The 19,262-nt window shown below is 73.1% G+C and carries 16 protein-coding genes and 1 tRNA gene; 11 read left to right on the top strand and 6 right to left on the bottom strand.

The annotated features are described in order from the left end of the window. The first annotated feature begins 139 nt into the window (after positions 1–139). Positions 140–1,123: an aldo/keto reductase gene (locus ACFC8N_RS21105; protein ID WP_356022413.1), complete on the top strand. Its 984-nt coding sequence runs from the start codon at positions 140–142 to the stop codon at positions 1,121–1,123. Continuing rightward, complete coding sequence (locus ACFC8N_RS21110; RefSeq protein ID WP_376289011.1) at positions 1,120–3,399, top strand: helix-hairpin-helix domain-containing protein; 2,280 nt, start codon at positions 1,120–1,122, stop codon at positions 3,397–3,399. The genes ACFC8N_RS21105 and ACFC8N_RS21110 overlap by 4 nt, the downstream gene beginning before the upstream one ends. Positions 3,400–3,482: 83 nt before the next feature. Here the strand turns inward: ACFC8N_RS21110 and ACFC8N_RS21115 are convergent, their stop codons facing one another. Continuing rightward, positions 3,483–4,181 (bottom strand): hypothetical protein, encoded by a 699-nt coding sequence (locus ACFC8N_RS21115; protein WP_356022418.1) that lies wholly within the window; start codon positions 4,179–4,181, stop codon positions 3,483–3,485. A gap of 47 nt (positions 4,182–4,228) precedes the next feature. Between ACFC8N_RS21115 and ACFC8N_RS21120 the strand changes: the two genes are divergently transcribed. Then, the gene (locus ACFC8N_RS21120; RefSeq protein ID WP_046732800.1) at positions 4,229–4,417 is read left to right on the top strand and encodes a DUF5703 family protein; all 189 of its coding nucleotides are present in this window, start codon (positions 4,229–4,231) and stop codon (positions 4,415–4,417) included. Positions 4,418–4,549: 132 nt separating this feature from the next. Here the strand turns inward: ACFC8N_RS21120 and ACFC8N_RS21125 are convergent, their stop codons facing one another. From ACFC8N_RS21125 to ACFC8N_RS21135, 3 genes are all read right to left on the bottom strand, one after another. Further along, on the bottom strand, positions 4,550–5,395 hold the full coding sequence (locus ACFC8N_RS21125) for a chaplin (RefSeq protein ID WP_376289013.1): 846 nt from the start codon (positions 5,393–5,395) through the stop codon (positions 4,550–4,552). Between the two features lie 118 nt (positions 5,396–5,513). Continuing rightward, a complete protein-coding gene (gene chpH / locus ACFC8N_RS21130; protein WP_071375800.1) occupies positions 5,514–5,747 on the bottom strand; it encodes a chaplin ChpH in 234 nt (77 codons plus the stop codon). A gap of 148 nt (positions 5,748–5,895) precedes the next feature. Continuing rightward, entirely contained in the window at positions 5,896–7,221 is a 1,326-nt protein-coding gene (locus ACFC8N_RS21135; protein ID WP_356022422.1) for a M20/M25/M40 family metallo-hydrolase, read from the bottom strand. 213 nt (positions 7,222–7,434) lie between these two features. Between ACFC8N_RS21135 and ACFC8N_RS21140 the strand changes: the two genes are divergently transcribed. The 4 genes from ACFC8N_RS21140 (at position 7,435) to polX (ending at position 14,817) form a co-directional block, all read left to right on the top strand. Further along, a tRNA-Leu gene (locus ACFC8N_RS21140) sits at positions 7,435–7,522 on the top strand. A gap of 270 nt (positions 7,523–7,792) precedes the next feature. Beyond that, complete coding sequence (locus ACFC8N_RS21145) at positions 7,793–11,656, top strand: Pls/PosA family non-ribosomal peptide synthetase (protein WP_376289015.1); 3,864 nt, start codon at positions 7,793–7,795, stop codon at positions 11,654–11,656. A 77-nt stretch (positions 11,657–11,733) separates the two neighbouring features. After that, positions 11,734–13,086: a M1 family metallopeptidase gene (locus ACFC8N_RS21150; protein ID WP_376289017.1), complete on the top strand. Its 1,353-nt coding sequence runs from the start codon at positions 11,734–11,736 to the stop codon at positions 13,084–13,086. Between the two features lie 9 nt (positions 13,087–13,095). Further along, complete coding sequence (gene polX / locus ACFC8N_RS21155; RefSeq protein WP_376289019.1) at positions 13,096–14,817, top strand: DNA polymerase/3'-5' exonuclease PolX; 1,722 nt, start codon at positions 13,096–13,098, stop codon at positions 14,815–14,817. 6 nt (positions 14,818–14,823) lie between these two features. Here the strand turns inward: polX and ACFC8N_RS21160 are convergent, their stop codons facing one another. Continuing rightward, positions 14,824–15,141: a dsRBD fold-containing protein gene (locus ACFC8N_RS21160; protein ID WP_356022431.1), complete on the bottom strand. Its 318-nt coding sequence runs from the start codon at positions 15,139–15,141 to the stop codon at positions 14,824–14,826. 93 nt (positions 15,142–15,234) lie between these two features. Between ACFC8N_RS21160 and ACFC8N_RS21165 the strand changes: the two genes are divergently transcribed. Beyond that, complete coding sequence (locus ACFC8N_RS21165; RefSeq protein ID WP_356022434.1) at positions 15,235–15,609, top strand: YchJ family metal-binding protein; 375 nt, start codon at positions 15,235–15,237, stop codon at positions 15,607–15,609. Positions 15,610–15,614: 5 nt separating this feature from the next. On the opposite strand, the gene ACFC8N_RS21170 is transcribed toward ACFC8N_RS21165, so the two are convergent. Further along, a complete protein-coding gene (locus ACFC8N_RS21170; protein ID WP_356022436.1) occupies positions 15,615–16,316 on the bottom strand; it encodes a FadR/GntR family transcriptional regulator in 702 nt (233 codons plus the stop codon). Positions 16,317–16,456: 140 nt separating this feature from the next. On the opposite strand from ACFC8N_RS21170, the gene ACFC8N_RS21175 reads away from it, so the two are divergent. From ACFC8N_RS21175 to ACFC8N_RS21185, 3 genes are all read left to right on the top strand, one after another. Next, the gene (locus ACFC8N_RS21175; protein ID WP_356022439.1) at positions 16,457–16,972 is read left to right on the top strand and encodes a gluconokinase; all 516 of its coding nucleotides are present in this window, start codon (positions 16,457–16,459) and stop codon (positions 16,970–16,972) included. Between the two features lie 100 nt (positions 16,973–17,072). Continuing rightward, complete coding sequence (locus ACFC8N_RS21180; RefSeq protein WP_356022441.1) at positions 17,073–18,470, top strand: gluconate:H+ symporter; 1,398 nt, start codon at positions 17,073–17,075, stop codon at positions 18,468–18,470. Between the two features lie 10 nt (positions 18,471–18,480). Further along, the gene (locus ACFC8N_RS21185; RefSeq protein WP_376289022.1) at positions 18,481–19,251 is read left to right on the top strand and encodes an SDR family oxidoreductase; all 771 of its coding nucleotides are present in this window, start codon (positions 18,481–18,483) and stop codon (positions 19,249–19,251) included. Positions 19,252–19,262: the final 11 nt, after the last annotated feature.

Consider the following 19,262-nt stretch of genomic DNA (forward strand, 5'->3'; position numbering starts at 1 on the left):
GCGCGGGGGTGGGGGTCCGAGGCAGGGCGTGGCCGGGACAGGGGCCGGGATCACCGGTCCCGGGGTATGTCCGGCACCCGTCCGCCGAGTTATCCACAGGCCACCCACCGCATGGGTTCTGGCCAGTAATCTCGCGGTCATGGAGCAGAGGCATCTCGGCCGAACCGGCCTGCGCGTGTCCCGGATCGGACTCGGCACCCTCACCTGGGGCCGGGACACCGACCAGCACGACGCCGCGGACTTGCTGAAGACGTTCTGGGAAGCCGGCGGCACACTCGTCGACACCGCGGACGTGTACGGCGACGGGGAGTCGGAGTATCTGCTCGGCCAGCTGATGGAGGGTCTGGTGCCGCGCCGGGACCTGGTGATCTCCACAAAGGCGGGCAGCGTCCCCGATCCCGACCGCCGCTTCGACGGCTCCCGCGGTCATCTGCTCGCCGCCCTCGACGCCTCCCTGGCCCGCCTCGGCACGGACTACGTCGACCTGTGGCACGTGCACGCCTACGACCCCGGCACCCCCCTGGAGGAGACGCTCCAGGCCCTCGACATAGCGGTGAGCAGCGGCCGTGCCCGCTACGCCGGCGTCTCCAACTTCTGCGGCTGGCAGCTCGCCAAGGCCGCCACCTGGCAGCTCGCGGCGCCGGGCACCCGGACCCGCCTGGCCAGCACGCAGATGGAGTACTCGCTGCTCCAGCGAGGCGTCGAGCGCGAGGTGCTGCCCGCCGCGCTCGACCTCGGCGTCGGCCTGCTGCCCTCCTCCCCGCTCGGCCGGGGCGTGCTGACCGGAAAGTACCGGCAGACCACTCCCCCGGACTCGCGCGGCGCCTCCGAGCATCTGGCGCCGTTCGTCGAGCCGTACCTCGACGACACGGCGAGGCACATCGTGGACGCGGTGACGACGGCCGCCGACGGCCTCGCCGTCACCCCGCTCCAGGTGGCCCTGGCCTGGGTCCGGGACCGGCCCGGCGTGGCCGCCCCGATCGTCGGCGCGCGCAACGCGCAGCAGCTCACGGCGGCATTGTCAGTGGAGGCGCTTAGTCTTCCTGACGAGATCTGCCGGGCGCTGGACGATGTGTCGGCGCCCCTGCACCGCTATCCCGATCACGACTGGAGCACGCTGTGAGCACGGAGCCGGAGACCACGGAGAAAGCCGGGCCGGGGACACCGGACACCCCCGAGGCCCCGGGCGCCGAACCCACGCCCACGGAGAGCCGTGCGCAAGGCGGCGTGGGTGAGGACGGGAGCGACGGCGCGAGCGCGGCCGGGGCCGAGACCGGAACCGAGGACGGTGCGAGCGCCGGCGTCGCCGAAGGCGAGAGCGGCTCGGGTGGCGCCGGCGGCGGTGAGGGCGCCGGGGCCCAGGTGTCCGAGGCGGAGGCCGAGTTGGCCGCGCAGCGGGTCGAGCGGGAGCGGATCGCGCGCCGCAAGGCCGAGAAGACGGCCCCGATCGAGAGCGGCACCAAGCTCAGCGGCACGGCGGCCGACCTGCTCGCCGCGGTCCGGGCGGTGGAGGGCGGCGCGAAGCCCGCGGCGACGGTGTTCGCCGAGCCCGCACCGTCCCCCCGCCGTCCGGCCCCGGAGCCGGTGCACCGGCCGCAGCCCGCCCCGGCCCCGTCCGTCGCGCCGGGCGCTCCCGCCGCTGAGACCGTCGAGGCCGTCCGCCTCGTGCTGACCGAGGGCGGAGCCCCCGAGGCCCTGGCGCCCCAGGTCGCGGCGGCGCTCGGCGAGGGCGCGGACACCGCGCTGCGCGAGGACCCCTGGCAGTTGCTGCGGATCGGCGGCGTCCGGCCGGAGCAGGCCGACGGCTTCGCCCGGGCTCTGCTCGGCGCCGCCTGCGGACCCGACGACGAGCGGCGGGGCCGCGCGGTGACCGTCTGGCTGCTGGAGCAGGCCGCGCTGGCCGGGCACACCGCGCTGGAGTTGCCCACGCTCATCACGGCGCTGGGCCGGCAGGGCGTGCCCGACCCGGACGCGGCGGTGCAGAGCACACTCGCCGAGGCCGAGGCGCTGGCCTTCCAGGACGCCCTGGAGGACACCACCGGCGCGGCCCCCCAGGGGGCGGACGAGGGTGACGACGAGGGCGAGGAGGAGGAGCGGCCGGTCCGTGTCCTCGTCGGTCTGGAGCGCTACGCCCTGGCCGAGGAGAGCCTCGCCGACGGCCTCGCGAGGCTCGTCAACTCCCTGTCGAAGGACACCGAGGAGGCCTGGCGGGCGGCGGTCGACGCGGCCCGCGGGGGTGCGGCCGAGCTGGTCCGCGCGGTCGCCGGGCACGGCCTGGTGCTGCACACCGGCGGGGAGGCGGCCCGCGCGGAACCGGCCGCGCTGCTCGACGCCGCCCGCGCCGCCGGCCTGCGGGCCTTCGCCGTCTGCCACACGGCCGACGGCCGCCGTCGCCTGGCCGCACTGCCGGGCCCCCGGACGAGCGAGGACGCGGCGACACGCGGCGTGGGTACGGCGGCCGGGCTGCTGTCCGGTGCCGAGGGCCCGGGCCGGGGCGCGGACGGCGCCCTGGAGCTGGACCTGCTGATCGTGCTCGACGCCCCGCAGCTGGACGTGGAGAGCGCCGCGATGCTGGTGGAGTCCCTGCCGGACGGGGCCCGGCTGGTGCTCAGCGGTGACCCGGCGGTGCTGTGGTCGGCCGGTCCGGGCCGGGTCTTCGCGGACCTGCTGGCCGCCCGTGCCTGCCCGCAGGTCGCCTCCCGCGTGCCCGACCCCGGCCCGATCGGCGAGCTGGTCTCCGGCATCGGCGTCGGCGAGCTGAACCAGGTCGACGCCCCCGGCAAGGAGATCGTCATCGTCCCGGTGCGGGACGCGGGCGAGGCCGTGCACCGCACGGTCCAGCTGGTCGCGGACTCGGTGCCGCGGGCGATCGGCGTCCCGGCCGACCAGACCGTGGTGATCACCCCGGGGCACGGCGGCGCGGCCGGCACCCGCGCGCTCAACGCCGCCCTGAAGGAGCGCCTCAACCCCGGCCCGGGCCGCTTCGGCGGCTTCGACCCCGGCGACCGGATCGCCTACACCCCCGCCCCGGGTCGTACGGTGCCGGGCGTGGTGGTGAAGGCCGACACCGACGGGCTGCACCTGTCCTGTGCGGGCGCCCCCGTGGTCGTCCCGCGCGAGCGGGTGGAGGGGGCCGTACGGCACGGCTGGGCGCTGACCGCGCATCAGGCGGTCGGGACCCGCTGGCCGGCGGCGGTCGTGGTGCTGCCCGGTGACGCGGCGCAGACGCTCAGCAGACCGTGGGTGTACACGGCGTTCTGCCGGGCCGAGCGGCATCTGTCCGTGGTCCACGGGGTGGAGCAGGCCCTGCCGAAGGCGGTCGCGGAGACCTTGGCCAAGCCCCGCACGACCCGCCTGCGGACGCTGCTGCGCACGCAGGTGCCGACGGTGGCCGGCTGACCTCCGCGCCGGCGATCGGCCGCGACGGCGGATCGCGGCGGTGCCGCGGCGGCCTCAGGCCGTCACGGCACCGCCGGCGGACGTCACCTCCTGACGCCCTCGACCTCGTCGTCCGCTTCCGTGTCCTCGTCCGCGTCCTCGACGAATTCGAGATCCTCGTCGTCGTCGGCGTCCTCGTCGTCGAACACCGCGCTCACGTCGAACCGGCACACCACGCCCAGCGGGTCGACGTGCTCGAACGGCGTCTCCAGCCACTCACCGGGTTCCGCGGGCTCCTCCGCCGCGGTGACCCAGAGCGTGGAGTCGCCCTCCTCCAGGCCGAACTCCTTGTGCCGGGAGGCGATCTCGTCCGGTTCGAACTCGCCGAAGAGGACGCCCAGCGCGCCGGGGACCGTGCCGGCGGCGCCGTCCGCCGAGCCGCCCGACTCGTCGTACTCCGCCGCCTCGACCCGCTGGGCCTGCGCGAGCAGCCGCTGGGGTTCCGCGACGGCGTAGTCGCGGCGGATCAGCACGCTGATCGCGTGGGGTTCCTCGGGGCCCGCGTACGGCGGCAGCTCCTCCGCACCGGGGATCTCGAAGGGTGTGACCTCGTCGTAGCGGTCGTAGAGCAGCTCGTCGTACACCTCGGCGGCCGCGGCGAGCTGGTTGAACGCCTCGGAGACGGCCGGGTCGTCCTCCCCCGACCTGCGTTCGACCGCCGCCAGATGACGGTCGAGCGCGGTCTTGACCGCCTCGGCGGCGGCACGTACCTCGGCAGCGGTGGGCTGCGCAGCATCAGACATAGTGCAGACGCTATCCGTACCGGGCCCCAGCCCGCACAATAGATGCGATGCCGGAATACGAATTTGTCGACGTGTACGTACCTCGCGGGGTCTCCCGCAAGGAGGCGACGCGTCTGCTGACGGACCATGCCGAGTACGGACACTGGGAGTTGGACCGACTGAGCCTGATGCGCGACGGCAGCCGCAGGGTGCGGTTGCGCCGGCGGATCATCCGCCAGGTGCGCGCCACGTGGTGAGGCCGGACACATGAACGGAGCGGGCCCGGCCGGCATGGCAGGGCCCGCTCCGTTTTCCCGCGCCGTACGGCCCACAGTGCCGTACGGCCTTGTCCTCACCCGGTGTTGACCGCTGCCGGGCCGCGTCGGCCGCTAGGCGGAGGCGCGTGCCTTGCGGTACAGCACCGCGCCCGCGAGCAGCGCGCCCGCACCGGCCGGCAGCGCGAGGCCGAGCGGCACGTCACTGCCGGTGTGCGCCAGCTCACCGGTGGTGGGGAGCTGATCGCCGCGGTCGCCCTGCGTCCGGATCTGGGAGGCCCCGTGCGGCTTGTGGGCCTGCTGCGTCCCCTGGGGCCCGTGGGGCGTGTGGCCCCCCTGACCGGGCGGGGTCGTCGGACCTCCCGGATGGGTCGGCTTACCCGGGTGACCGGGGTGACCCGGGTGTCCCGGATGACCAGGGTGTCCCGGGTGACCCGGATGTCCCGGGTGGCCGGGGTGTCCCGGTGGGTTGCCGGGCCCGCCCCCGGGCGGCTGGGTCTGGTGACCGCCGCCGCCGTTGGCACAGTCGTTGCCCGTGGCGGTGTTGCCCACGCCGATGACGTTCACGCTGTTTCCGCAGACGTTCACCGGGGCGTCGATCGGCACCTGCACGGTGTTGCCGGAGCCGACGCCGGGCGAGCCGCCGGTGTGACCGCCCGCGTGCGAGCCCCCGGATCCCCCGGAGCCGCCCGAGCCGCCGTGACCCCCCGACGCACCGCCGTGGTTGGCGCACGAGTTGCCCGCGGCCGGGTTGAGCAGTCCGACCACGTTCACGGTGTTGCCGCACACGTTCACCGGTGCGTGCACCGGCACCTGTACGGTGTTGCCGGACAGTACGCCCGGCGAGCCGACCGCGGCGCCCATGGCGCCGGAGTCCGCGTGGGCGTAGCCGCTCGCGGCGGCGATCATCCCGGTCGCAGCGGCCATCGTCATCAGGCCTTTGCGCGTGCTTTGTCGCATGCTGATTCCCCCCTGCCTTCGCTTCACTTCGGAACGGAAAGGCCAGTCGGCCCCGGAGCGCATGGGGCGCACTCCGAGGCCGACGGCTTGTCGCGCACGCCCCCTCAGGGAGCCTGCGTCACTTGTTCAGGCAGGTGTTGCCGAAGGCGGGGTTCAGGAGCCCGATCACGTTGATCGTGTTGCCGCACACGTTCACCGGGACATGGATGGGCGCCTGAACGACGTTGCCGGAGACGACACCCGGGGAGTGCACGGCGGCACCCTGAGCACCGGAGTCGGCGACAGCCAGGCCCGCGCCCGCGAGAACCAGCCCACCGGTGGCAGCCGCAGCAGCGACGACCTTCTTGATCATTACTTCCTCCTCGTTGGCAATGCGATCCCAAGCTGCTGGGATCACGTCACTTGTAACGAGGAGGGAGTAATGGAGCTACGAGCTTATGGTCGCATTCACCCTTCTCAGTCGGTGTCGTACGCGCGCCCGATTACTCCAGGGCAAGGCTTCACGACGCGTCGATGAACCGGTCCAGCACCCGCACGCCGAACTGGAGGCCGTCCACCGGCACCCGCTCGTCCACACCGTGGAACATGCCGGCGAAGTCCAGCTCCGGCGGCAGCTTCAGCGGGGCGAAGCCGAAGCCGCGGATGCCGAGGTCGTCGAAGGACTTGGCGTCGGTGCCGCCGGAGAGCATGTAGGGGATGGCCTTGGCGGTGGGGTCCTCGGCGAGCAGCGCGGACTGCATCGCCTCCACCAGCGCGCCGTCGAAGCCGGTCTCGACGGCCTTGTCGGCGTGCACGTCCTCGCGCCGGACGTGCGGGCCGAGCAGCCGGTCGAGGTCGCCGAGGAACTCCTCCTCGTAGCCGGGCAGGAACCGTCCGTCGATGTGCGCGGTGGCCTCGCCGGGGATGACGTTGACCTTGTAACCGGCGTTCAGCTGCGTGGGGTTGGCGGTGTTGCTGAGGGTGGCACCGATCAGCTTGGCGATGCCGCCGAGCTTGGCGAGGGTGGCCTCCATGTTCTCCGGGTCCAGCTCGGTGCCGAGCGCGTCGCCCAGCTCGTCCAGGAAGGCCCGGGTGGTCTTGGTGACCCGGACGGGGAACTTGTGCCGGCCGACCCGGGCCACGGCCTCGGACAGCTCGGTGATGGCGTTGTCCCGGTGGATCATCGAGCCGTGCCCGGCGGTGCCGGCCACGGTCAGCTTCATCCAGTGCATGCCCTTCTCGGCCGTCTGGATCAGATAGAGCCGCCGCTGCTCGTTCACGGTGAAGGAGAAGCCGCCGACCTCGCTGATGGCCTCGGTGACGCCCTCGAAGAGGTCCGGGTGGTGGTCGACCAGGTACCGGGCGCCGTACGTACCGCCCGCCTCCTCGTCCGCGAGGAACGCGACGACGATGTCGCGCGGCGGCCGGCGCCCGCTCCTGAGCCGGTCCCGGACGACCGCCAGGGTCATGGCGTCCATGTCCTTCATGTCGACGGCCCCGCGCCCCCACACGCAGCCGTCGGCGACCTCGCCCGAGAACGGGTGGTGGGTCCAGTCGTCGGCGTTGGCCGGTACGACGTCGAGGTGGCCGTGGATCAGCAGCGCCGGCCGCGACGGGTCCTCGCCCGCGATACGGGCGACCGTGGAGGCGCGGCCCGGGTGCGACTCGTAGATCTTCGGCTCCAGCCCGACCTCGGCCAGCTTCTCGGCGACCCACTCGGCGGACGCCCGCTCACCGGGGCCCGAGTGGTCGCCGTAGTTGCTGGTGTCGAACCGGATCAGCTCGCGGCAGAGGTCCACGACCTCGTCCTCGCCGGTGACGCTCCTGGCCGTGTCCGTCTCGCTCACGTGCTTCCTCCCGCTGTCACTGCTGCTGGGTCCCCTCATCCTCTCTCCGGCCCCGCCCCCGGCCCAAGACGGGGCACGGCCCGTCACACGCCGTTCATGCGGCACGGCCCCGGGACCGGGGGTGATCAGCCATCCCCGAAAGCCTGGTAATGTTTCCTTCGTCGCCGCGAGGGAAACCCCGCCGAAAGGGATCCTCCGCACGACAGACACCTTGTCCGGGTGGCGGAATGGCAGACGCGCTAGCTTGAGGTGCTAGTGCCCTTTATCGGGCGTGGGGGTTCAAGTCCCCCCTCGGACACCAGTGAGGGCCCCTGTTGATCAGGGGCCCTTTCGCATGCGCCCCGAGTGGTCCGCGCACCGTCCGGCGCCCCAACTGCCCCTGATTGTCCGCTCATTGGCGGTGTGTGGGGCATGTCTCGTACGGCGCGAGGATTCCCAGCTCAGCGCCCTCGCGCCGGCTTCCTCCCGGCCACCGGTACGGCCCTGCCGAGTGGCCGGACCCGGAGCCTGCTCCTAGCGTCGGAGTAAAATCTTCGGTTTGTGACTTCAGCCGGACCGACGTGAGGACCCGATGGCAGCCATAGACGAGAGCAGTGCTCTCGGCCTGCTCGACGAAGAGATCCGCACGGAGTTCGGCGACCGGGCCCGCTTCTCGGCGGGGCCCGCCGGGTCGCCGCGCACGCTGGTGGACGTCTTCGACGCGTCCGTGCGGGCCCACCCGGACGAGCCCGCGCTGGACGACGGTACGACGTGTCTCAGCTACCGGGCGCTGGCCGGTGAGGTCGAGCGGGTGCGGCGGCGGCTGGCCGAGGCCGGGGTCGGGCTCGGGGACCGGGTCGGGGTGCGGGTGCCGTCGGGGACCAACGAGCTGTACGTCGCGATCCTCGCCGTGCTCGCCGCCGGTGCCGCCTACGTCCCCGTCGACGCCGAGGACCCGGACGAGCGGGCCGAGCTGGTGTTCGGGGAGGCGGACGTACGGGCGGTCGTCGGGGCCGGGTGCGCCATCAGCGTGCAGGGCGACGCCGGCGGCTCCGCTGCCGCGCGGCCCGGGACCGGGCACGACGCGTGGATCATCTTCACCTCCGGGTCGACCGGGAAGCCCAAGGGCGTCGCCGTCTCGCACCGCAGCGCCGCCGCGTTCGTGGACGCGGAGGCCGCCCTGTTCCTGACCGAGGAGCCGATCGGGCCCGGGGACCGGGTCATGGCCGGGCTGTCCGTCGCCTTCGACGCGTCCTGCGAGGAGATGTGGCTGGCGTGGCGGTACGGCGCCTGTCTGGTGCCGGTGCCCCGGTCGCAGGTCAGGAGCGGTGCCGATCTGGGCCCGTGGCTGGTCGAGCAGGAGATCACGGTCGTGTCCACGGTGCCGACGCTGGCCGCGCTGTGGGAGCCCGAGACCCTGAACGACGTACGGCTGCTGATCTTCGGCGGTGAGGCCTGCCCGCCCGAGCTGGCGCAGCGGCTGGTCACCGAGGGGCGAGAGGTGTGGAACACCTACGGGCCGACCGAGGCGACCGTCGTGGCCTGTGCCGCCCTGCTGACCGGCGAGGAGCCGATCCGGATCGGGCTGCCGCTGAACGGCTGGGAGCTCGCCGTCGTCGACGACGGCGGTGAGCCCGTGGCCATGGGCGACAGCGGGCAGCTCGTGATCGGCGGGGTCGGGCTCGCGCGGTATCTCGACGCCGAGAAGGACGCGGAGAAGTACGCGCCGCTCCAGTCGCTGGGCTGGGAGCGGGCCTACCGGAGCGGGGACCTGGTCAAGGCCGAGCCCGAGGGGCTGGTCTTCCTCGGGCGGGCGGACGAGCAGATCAAGCTCGGCGGGCGGCGGATCGAGCTGGGCGAGGTGGATGCCGCGCTCCAGGCGCTGCCGGGCGTCGCGGGGGCCGCCGCCGCCGTGCGCACCGCCCGCAGCGGCAATCAGCTGCTCGTCGGCTACGTCGTCACGCAGGACGGCTGGGACCACGCGGCCGCCGTCGAGAAGCTGCGCGCCGCGCTGCCCGCCGCGCTCGTACCGCTGCTCGCGCCCGTCGCCGAGCTGCCGACCCGGACGTCCGGGAAGGTGGACCGGGGCGCCCTGCCCTGGCCGCTGGAGGGCGTCGAGACGCCCAAGGCCGATCTGTACGGCACCGAGGCCTGGCTCGCCGAGCAGTGGACCGAGGTGCTGGGCATCCCGGTGACCGGCGCCGGCGACGACTTCTTCGCGATCGGCGGCGGCAGCCTCGCCGCCGCCCAGCTCACCACCCGGCTGCGCACCCGCTACCCGAGCGCGGCCGTCCTCGACATCTACCAGCAGCCGACCCTGCGCAAGCTGGCCCGGCGGCTGGAGCAGTCGGTGCAGGACGACGGCGGCACGCGGACCGTGGCTCCGGTTCCCGTCCGCGCCCAGGTCGTCCAGCTGCTGCTGCTCCTTCCGCTGTTCACGCTGCTCGGGCTGCGCTGGACGCTCGTGCTGGCCGCCGTCGGCAACGTGCTGCCGGGGTACGCCTGGCTGCCGACCGCCCCCTGGTGGCTCCTCGGCGCCGGCGCGCTGCTGTTCTTCACACCGCCCGGCCGGATCGCGCTCGCGGCGGGCGGGGCGCGGCTGCTGCTGCGCGGGCTCGCACCCGGGCGGTATCCGCGCGGCGGGAGCGTGCATCTGCGGCTGTGGGCGGCCGAGCGGCTGGCCGAGTTCAGCGGGGCGACCACGCTGACCGGTTCCTGGCTGGAGCGGTACGCGCGGGCGCTGGGCGCCAGGATCGGGCCGGACGTGGACCTGCACTCGCTGCCGCCGGTCACCGGCATGCTCAGGCTGGGGCGTGGCGCGGCCGTGGAGTCCGAGGTCGACCTGACCGGGTACTGGCTGGACGGCGACCGGCTGGAGGTCGGCCCGGTCAGGGTCGGCGCGCACGCCACCGTCGGCACCCGCAGCATGCTCTTCCCGGGCGCCCGCGTCGGCAAGCGCGCCGAGGTGGCCCCCGGGTCGGCGGTCAGCGGGCAGATCCCGACCGGCCAGCGCTGGGCGGGCGCGCCCGCGGTGAAGCTGGGCAAGGCCAAGCGCAACTGGCCCAAGGAGCGCCCGCAGCGGGGCACGTACTGGCGGGTGATGTACGGCCTGACCGGGCTCGCGCTGAGCGCGCTGCCGCTGGTCGCGGGCGTGGCCGCGCTGCTGATCGCCGGGCTCTTCGTGGCGCCGGGCGACTCCGCGGGCCGGGCCCTGCGCGGGGCCGCGGAGGCCCTGGTCCCGGCCACGCTGACCTACGGGCTGGCGTACGCGCTGCTGATCCTGGTCGCCGTACGGGCGCTGAGCCTCGGCCTGCGCGAGGGCACGCATCCGACGCACAGCCGGATCGGCTGGCAGGCGTGGACCGTGACGCAGCTGATGGACCGCGCGCGCGAGACGCTGTTCCCGCTGTACGCAGGGCTGGTCACGCCGGTGTGGCTGCGCCTGCTCGGGATGCGGATCGGGCGGGGCGCCGAGGTGTCGACCGTGCTGGCGCTGCCGAGCCTGACCACTGTCGGCGACGGGGCGTTCCTCGCCGACGACACGCTGACCGCGCCGTACGAGCTGGGCGGTGGCTGGGTGCGGATCGGGCGCGCGGAGATCGGGCGGCGGGCGTTCCTCGGGAACTCCGGGATGACGGCGCCGGGGCGCAGCGTGCCGGACGGCGGGCTGGTCGGGGTGCTGTCGGCGACGCCGAAGAAGGCGAAGAAGGGCACCTCGTACCTGGGGCTGCCGCCGGTGAAGCTGCCGCGCAGCGCCGCCGACGGGGACCAGAGCCGTACGTACGAGCCGCCCGCCCGGCTGCTGTGGGCGCGGGCTCTGGTGGAGCTGTGCCGGATCGTGCCGGTGCTGTGCTCGGCGGCGCTGGCCGCGGCGACGGTGGCGGCGCTGTGCGCGCTGGGCGTGTGGGCGTGGGCGCTGTCGGGCGCCGTGCTGCTGCTGGCCGGTGGCGTCGCGGCCCTCGGGTCGGTCGTCGCGAAGTGGGCGCTGGTGGGGCGGCACCGCACCGGTGAGCATCCGCTGTGGAGCTCCTTCGTGTGGCGCGACGAGCTGGCGGACACCTTCGTCGAGGTGCTGGCGGTGCCGTGGCTGGGCGGTTCCGTGCCGGGGACGCCGGTGATGACGGCGTGGCTGCGCGGGCTCGGGGCGCGCATCGGCCGGGGTGTGTGGGTGGAGAGCTACTGGCTGCCGGAGGCGGACCTGGTGACGCTGGAGGACGCCGCCACCGTGAACCGCGGCTGTGTGCTCCAGACACACCTCTTCCATGACCGGATCTTGCGGACGGATACTGTGGTTCTCCGTGAGGGCGCCACACTGGGTCCTGGCGGGATCGTGCTGCCCGGCAGCACGGTCGGGGCCCGTACGACCCTGGGTCCCGCGTCGCTCGTCATGGCCGCGGAGTCCGTCCCGGACGACACCCGCTGGCTCGGCAACCCGATCGAGGCATGGCGTCCGTGACCGCGGGCCTCTCGGCGTCGGTGAACGGTGCGCCGGCGCAGCGGAGTGGTGGCACAGCGCAGGGAGCGGACACAGCAGTGGCAGTTCAACAGTCGGCCGGCCCGGACCCCTACTTCCCGGACAACGGTGACCCACGGTACCGGGTGCATCGCTACGAGCTGGCGCTGGACTACCGGCCCGGCCCCAACCGGCTGGCCGGCACGGCCCGGATCAACGCCATCGCGGGCCGGTCGCCGCTGACCGAGTTCCAGCTCAACCTGGCCGACTTCAGGATCGGCCGGCTCCGGGTGGACGGCCGCCAGCCGCACTGGACGCATCGCGGCGGCCGGCTGCGGATCAAGCCCGCCAAGCCGGTCCGGGCCGGGGCCGCGTTCACCGTCGAGGTGCACTGGTCCGGCAACCCGAAGCCGGTGGCCAGCCCCTGGGGCGGGCTCGGCTGGGAGGAGCTGGCGGACGGGGCGCTGGTGGCGAGCCAGCCGACCGGCGCGCCGTCCTGGTACCCGTGCAACGACCGGCCCGCCGACAAGGCGTCGTACCTGATCTCGGTGACGACGCCGTCGGCGTACGCGGTGGTCGCGGGCGGGCGGCTGCTGACCCGGACGACGAAGGCGTCCACGACCACGTGGGTGTACGAGCAGTCCGCGCCCACGTCCAGCTATCTCGTGGGTCTCGCGATCGGCAAGTTCCAGACGGTGCTGCTGGGCGATCCGGGTCCGGGCGGGGTGCCGCAGCACGGGCACATCCCGGCGCACCTGCTCCCGGAGTTCTCCCGGGACTTCGCGCGGCAGCCCGCGATGATGGAGCTGTTCCAGGAGCTGTTCGGGCCGTACCCGTTCGACGAGTACGCGGTCGCGGTGACCGAGGAGGAGCTCGATGTGCCCGTCGAGGCACAGGGGTTGTCGCTGTTCGGCGCCAACCACGTGGACGGCGCCCGGGGTTCGGAGCGGCTGGTGGCTCACGAGCTGGCGCACCAGTGGTTCGGCAACTGCGTGTCGGTGGCGGACTGGCGGCACATCTGGCTGAACGAGGGTTTCGCCAAGTACGCGGAATGGCTGTGGTCCGAGCGTTCGGGCGGCCGCAGCGCCCAGCAACTGGCCGCCACGGCACACCAGTTGCTGGCCACGCTGCCGCAGGATCTGCGGCTGGCCGATCCGGGGCGCCGGTCGCTGTTCGACGACCGGGTCTACGAGCGCGGCGGTCTGACCCTGCACGCGGTGCGCTGCGCGCTGGGCGACGAGGCGTTCTTCCGCATGCTGCGCGACTGGGTGCGGCTGCACCGCAGCGGCACGGTGACGACGGCCGCGTTCGCCGAGCACGTGGCCCGGTTCGCGGACGAGCCGACGGCCGGGCTGTTCGAGGCGTGGGTGTACGGGGCGAAGCTGCCGCCGCTGCCGGTGCTCGCCAGGCCGCTGCCCGGGCAAGCTCCCTAGACTTGAGGGGTGGCCCGGCCCAACGAGGAGGTCGAGGCGCTCCTGCGGGAGTACGCGGACCTCGTCTCGATCACGGGAGGCGACGCCTTCAAGGCGCGCGCCTACGAGAAGGCGGCGCGTGCCATCGGCGGGTATCCGACGGACATCGCCACGCTGGACCTCGCCGGTCTGCGGGAGATCCCGAACGTGGGCCGGTCGATCGCCGAGAAGGTCGCCGAGTACCTGCGCACGGGGAAGATGGCCGTGGTCGAGGAGCGGCGGGCGAAGATCCCGGCCGGGGTCCGGGAGCTGACCGCGATCCCCGGCCTCGGCCCGAAGAAGGCGCTGCGGCTCTACGAGGACCTGCACATCGCGTCGGTGAGCGAGCTGGCCGCGGCGATCGAGGCGGACGCGCTGGCCGATCTGAAGGGCTTCGGCGAGAAGACGCAGGACAACATCCGGCACGGCATCGAGCTGCTCCGGCAGGCGGGCGCCCGGGTCCCGCTGTCGCTGGCCCTGGAGACGGCCGAGGAGATCGTCGGCGAGCTGTCCGCGGTGACCGGGTGCAGGCGCTGTGCGTACGCCGGTTCGCTGCGCCGGATGCGGGAGACCGTCGGCGACCTGGACGTCCTGGTCGCGGCGAAGCGGTCGGAGCCGTTCATGGCGGCGCTGTGCGCGCTGCCGGCCACGGCCGAGGTGATCGCGCGGGGCACGAAGAAGACGTCGGTGCGCACCGCGAAGGGGCTCCAGGTGGACCTGCGGGTGGTGCCGCCGGAGTCGTGGGGTGCCGCGCTGCAGTACTTCACCGGTTCCAAGGCGCACAACATCCGCACCCGGACCATCGCCGTGCACCAGGGGCTGAAGCTGTCGGAGTACGGCCTGTTCGACGCGGACAGCGGTGCGTCGCTGGCCTCCCGTACCGAGGAGGAGGTGTACGCCCGGCTCGGGCTGCCGTGGATCCCGCCGACGCTGCGGGAGGACCGCGGGGAGATCGAGGCGGGCCTGCACGGCGAGCTGCCCGAGGTGGTGACGGAGAAGGACATCCGCGGTGATCTGCACACCCACACCGACCTCACCGACGGGCTGGCCCCGCTGGAGGAGATGGTGGCGGCGGCCGCGGCGCGCGGCTACGCGTACTACGCGGTCACCGATCACGCGCCCGACCTGTACATGCAGCGCATGACGGACGAGAAGATCCTCGCCCAGCGGGAGCGGCTGCGGGAGCTGGACGGCGGCCGGCGGAGGATGCGGCTGCTGCACGGCACGGAGCTGAACATCGGCCCGGACGGCGCGGTGGACTGGCCGGACGAGTTCCTGGCGGGCTTCGACCTGTGCGTGGCCTCGCTGCACTCGCACTTCGACCTGGGCCGCGGGGCGATGACGAAGCGGCTGCTGCGGGCCGTGGAGAACCCGTACGTGAACATCCTCGGGCACCCCACGACCCGGCTGATCGGCCGGAGGCGCGGGGTCGACGCCGACTGGGACGAGGTGTTCGCGGCGTGCGCGCGCACCGGCACCGCGCTGGAGGTCAACTCCCAGCCGGACCGGCTGGACCTGCGGGACGAGGACATCCTGCGCGCCCGCGAGCACGGGGTGCGGTTCGCCGTGAACACCGACGCGCACGCCGTCCCGCATCTCGCCGCGTTGCGCTACGGCATCGGCACCGCGCAGCGCGGCTGGCTGACCGGCGAGGACGTGATCAACACGTGGCCGCTGACGAAGCTGCGGACGTTCCTGCGCAAGGGGCGGTGAGGAGGCTCATTCCCATTTCCGGTCCATCCACAGCGGCGACAGTTCCTCCATGTCGGCCGCTCCCACGGCCTTCATGTCCCCGTCGGCCGCGCGCAGCAGGATCCGGCCCATGGCGATCAGCGCCCGCCCGGCGGCGAGTTCGTCGCCGATCTCCGGTACGTCGGGGTCGTACGGGCTGCGGCGGGCCTCCGCCCGGCTCTCCAGAACGTTGTCCCCGGTGTCCAGCACGATCCGGGCCGTGGTGTCCGGGTCGTGCTCGGACAGATACAGGTTCAGCCGCCACTCCTTGACGGCCGGGGGACGGCCCCGCATGGAATCGGTCATCGCCCGCCTCGCCTTCCTGCACCGCGCGTCGCCCTTCCACTGTGCACCCGACCCGAAGCGGCCGCCTCTCCTCGGCCGGGCAGAATATGGCCCATGACCTCGCGCACGTGCCCCTGCGGACTCCCCGGGACCTACGACGACTGCTGCGGCCGCCTCCATCGGGGGACCGCCGGCGCGCCGACGGCCGAGGCGCTGATGCGGTCGCGGTACAGCGCGTTCGTGCGGGGGGACGCGGGGTACCTGCTGCGCACCTGGCATCCCCGGACCCGGCCGGAGCGGCTGGAGCTGGATCCGCGGATGCGGTGGACGGGGCTGGAGATCCTGGACAGCACCGACGGGTCCGCGTTCCACACGACGGGCACGGTGACGTTCCGCGCCTGCTACCGGGGCGGTTCGCTGCACGAGCGCAGCCGTTTCGAGCGGGTCGACGGGGCGTGGGTGTACGTCGACGGGGACTTTCTCGACTGACGCGGTCAGGGCGCGAGGATGTCCAGTTCCTGGAGGGCGCCCATGGTGATCTGCCGGGTCAGTTCCTCCGCGCGGGCCGCGTCGCCCTCACGGACGGCCTCCGCGACCTGTACGTGCAGGGTGACGGCCGCCGGGTCGGGGTCCTCGAACATGACCTCGTGATGGGTGCGCCCGGCCAGCACCTCCGCGACGACGTCGCCGAGGCGGGCGAACATCTCGTTGCCCGAGGCCGTGAGGATCACGCGGTGGAAGGCCATGTCGTGGATCAGGTAGCCCTCCAGCTGGTGGCCGCGTGAGTTGGCGACCATGCCGAGGGCGCACTCGGTGAGTTCGGCGCACTGCCCGGCCGTCGCGTGCCGCGCGGCGAGGCCCGCCGCGACGGGTTCGACCGCGGAGCGCAGCACGGTCAGCGAGCGCAGCTGGTGGGGGCGGTCGGCGCCCGCGAGGCGCCAGCGGATGACCTGCGGGTCGTAGACGTTCCACTCGCACTTGGGGCGGACGGTCACGCCGACCCGGCGGCGGGACTCGACCAGGTGCATCGATTCGAGCACGCGGACCGCCTCGCGCATCACGGAGCGTGACACCTCGAAGTGCTGGGCGAGTTCGTCCGTCCGCAGGACGCTGCCCGGGGGGTACTCGCCCCCGGTGATGGCGGGTCCGAGGGAGTCCAGTACATGGCCGTGCAGCCCCCGGCCCGGTGTGCTCATGCACTCAGCGTACGGCCTGGATCACCGACCGAAAAAGTCAGACTTATATGTCACACACTCTTGAATTCGTCGTACCTAATGAGTTTCAGTGTGGCGACGCCGATGTGGCGTCGGATGTCGAGGAAGACAGCGAGGCAGTAATGCGTACCCCCCAGGTCGTCGTCGTGATGGGCGTCGCGGGGACGGGCAAGACCACCATCGGTCCCTTGCTCGCCGCGCGGCTGGGCGTTCCGTACGCCGAGGGCGACGACTTCCATCCGCCGGCCAACATCGCCAAGATGTCGGCCGGGACCCCGCTGGAGGACGCCGACCGGTGGCCGTGGCTGGACGCCATCGGGCACTGGGCTCACGGGCGGGCCGGACTGGGCGGGGTGGTCAGCAGCTCGGCGCTGAAGCGGTCGTACCGCGACCGGCTTCGGGCCGCCGCCCCCGGGATCGTGTTCGTGCACCTCACGGGCGACCGGAAGCTGATCGAGGACCGGATGGGCCACCGCCAGGGCCACTTCATGCCGACCGCGCTGCTGGACTCCCAGTTCGCCACGCTCCAGCCCCTGGAGCCGGACGAGGCCGGTGTCGCCGTGGACGTCAGCGGCGGCCCCGAGGAGATCACCGAGCGCGCCGTACGGGCGCTGGCCGCCCTCCCCGCCGCCGCGTGAGGCCCGCGTTACCCACGCCTTCGCGTGACCCCCGCATCCGTGCAACCCCCGCCCCGGCGGGACACCCCCGAAAAGTCCCCGTAACCGCAAGGGAACCCCCGTGACCAGACTCAGCGTCGAGATGCTGGCAGCGGACGCGCCTCCGCCGATCACCTCCGCAGGACACGCCCAGCTGGGCATCGCCGTCCTCGTGGGCATCGCCGTGATCGTCCTGCTCATCACCAAGTTCAAGCTCCACGCCTTCCTGGCGCTGACCATCGGGTCGCTGGCGCTCGGGGCCGCTGCCGGGGCACCCCTCGACAAGACGATCACCAGCTTCACCACCGGGCTCGGCTCCACGGTGGCCAGTGTGGGTGTCCTGATCGCGCTCGGGGCGATCCTGGGCAAGCTGCTGGCCGACTCCGGCGGTGCCGACCAGATCGTCGACACGATCCTCGCCAAGGCGGGCGGGCGCGCCATGCCGTGGGCGATGGTGCTCATCGCCTCCGTGGTCGGCCTGCCGCTGTTCTTCGAGATCGGCATCGTGCTGCTGATCCCGGTCGTGCTGATGGTCGCCAAGCGCGGCAACTACTCCCTGATGCGCATCGGCATCCCGGCCCTGGCCGGCCTGTCCGTGATGCACGGCCTGATCCCGCCGCACCCCGGCCCGCTGGTCGCGATCGCCGCGGTCAAGGCCAACCTGGGCGTGACCCTGGCGCTCGGCATCGTGGTCGCGATCCCGACGGTGATCATCGCCGGTCCGCTGTTCTCCAGGGTCGCGGCCCGCTGGGTGGACGTCCAGGCGCCCGACCGGATGCTGCCGCAGCGCCCCTCGGAGGAGCTGGAGAACCGTCCCGGCTTCGGCGCGACGCTCGCCACCGTGCTGCTGCCCGTCGTGCTGATGCTGGCCAAGGCGCTGGTGGACATCGTCGTGGACGACCCGGCGAACCGGACCCAGCGGGTCTTCGACGTCATCGGCTCCCCGCTGATCGCCCTGCTCGCCGCCGTGATCACCGGATTCTTCACGCTGGGCCGGGCCGCCGGGTTCGGCAAGGACCGGCTCCAGCAGACGGTCGAGAAGGGCCTGATGCCGATCGCCGGCATCCTGCTGATCGTCGGCGCGGGCGGCGGCTTCAAGCAGACGCTGATCGACTCCGGGGTGGGCCAGATGATCCTGGACATCTCCAGGAACTGGTCGATCCCGGCGCTCCTGCTGGCCTGGCTGATCGCGGTCGTGATCCGGCTGGCGACGGGTTCGGCGACGGTCGCGACCGTGTCGGCGGCGGGACTCGCGGCTCCGCTGGCGGCCGGCATGTCGACCACCCACACCGCCCTGCTGGTCCTCGCCATCGGCGCCGGCTCGCTCTTCTTCAGCCATGTCAACGACGCCGGCTTCTGGCTGGTGAAGGAGTACTTCGGGCTGGACGTCGGGCAGACCGTCAAGACCTGGTCGGCCATGGAGACGATCCTCTCGGTGGTGGCCGGCGGTCTGGTCCTGCTGCTCTCACTGATCATCTAGGGGTACGGCGATGACGGCTCACCCGCTCTTCGACATCAGCGGCCGTACGGCCCTGGTCACCGGCGCCGGCCGGGGCATCGGACTCGCGCTCGCCCGAGGCCTGGCCGAGGCCGGCTGCACGGTCGTCCTCAACGGACGCGACGCCGACCGCCTCACCACAGCGGCGGCACAGCTGCCCGGGCACGGGGACCGGATCCACACGGCGGTGTTCGACGTGACCGACGGCGCCTCGGTGGCCGCCGGGATCGCGGACGTCGAGGAGCGGGTGGGCCCGCTCGACATCCTGGTGAACAACGCGGGCATGCAACTGCGCGCCCCCCTGCTGGAGTTCGCGGACGCCGACTGGCACCGGATCCTGGACACCAACCTCACCGGCCCGTTCCTCGTCGGGCGCGAGGCCGCCCGACGGATGACCGAACGCGGCCACGGCAAGATCATCAACATCTGCTCGCTGCAGAGCGAGGTCGTCCGCCCCGGCATCGCGCCGTACGCGGCGACCAAGGGCGCGCTGAAGATGCTCACCAAGGGCATGTGCGCGGACTGGGGGCCGTACGGCGTCCAGGTCAACGGGCTCGGCCCGGGCTACATCGAGACCGAGCTGACCCGGCCCCTGGTGGACGACGAGGAGTTCGACGCATGGGTGCGCCGGCGCACCCCGGCCGGCCGCTGGGGCCGCACGGAGGACCTGGTGGGCGGCGTGCTCTTCCTGGCCTCGCCCGCGGCCGACTTCGTGAGCGGGCAGATCCTGTACGTCGACGGCGGCATGACGAGCGTCCTGTAGAAAGGAGCGGT

Source organism: Streptomyces sp. NPDC055966 (assembly GCF_042269865.1).
Taxonomy (GTDB): Bacteria; Actinomycetota; Actinomycetes; order Streptomycetales; family Streptomycetaceae; genus Streptomyces.

Coding starts and splice junctions, on each gene's coding strand:
- ACFC8N_RS21105 (WP_356022413.1), top strand. CDS start 140: ATGGAGCAGAGGCATCTCGGCCGAACCGGCCTGCGCGTGTCCCGGATC.
- ACFC8N_RS21115 (WP_356022418.1), bottom strand. CDS start 4,181: ATGTCTGATGCTGCGCAGCCCACCGCTGCCGAGGTACGTGCCGCCGCC.
- ACFC8N_RS21120 (WP_046732800.1), top strand. CDS start 4,229: ATGCCGGAATACGAATTTGTCGACGTGTACGTACCTCGCGGGGTCTCC.
- ACFC8N_RS21125 (WP_376289013.1), bottom strand. CDS start 5,395: ATGCGACAAAGCACGCGCAAAGGCCTGATGACGATGGCCGCTGCGACC.
- chpH (WP_071375800.1), bottom strand. CDS start 5,747: ATGATCAAGAAGGTCGTCGCTGCTGCGGCTGCCACCGGTGGGCTGGTT.
- ACFC8N_RS21145 (WP_376289015.1), top strand. CDS start 7,793: ATGGCAGCCATAGACGAGAGCAGTGCTCTCGGCCTGCTCGACGAAGAG.
- ACFC8N_RS21160 (WP_356022431.1), bottom strand. CDS start 15,141: ATGACCGATTCCATGCGGGGCCGTCCCCCGGCCGTCAAGGAGTGGCGG.
- ACFC8N_RS21165 (WP_356022434.1), top strand. CDS start 15,235: ATGACCTCGCGCACGTGCCCCTGCGGACTCCCCGGGACCTACGACGAC.
- ACFC8N_RS21170 (WP_356022436.1), bottom strand. CDS start 16,316: ATGAGCACACCGGGCCGGGGGCTGCACGGCCATGTACTGGACTCCCTC.
- ACFC8N_RS21175 (WP_356022439.1), top strand. CDS start 16,457: ATGCGTACCCCCCAGGTCGTCGTCGTGATGGGCGTCGCGGGGACGGGC.
- ACFC8N_RS21185 (WP_376289022.1), top strand. CDS start 18,481: ATGACGGCTCACCCGCTCTTCGACATCAGCGGCCGTACGGCCCTGGTC.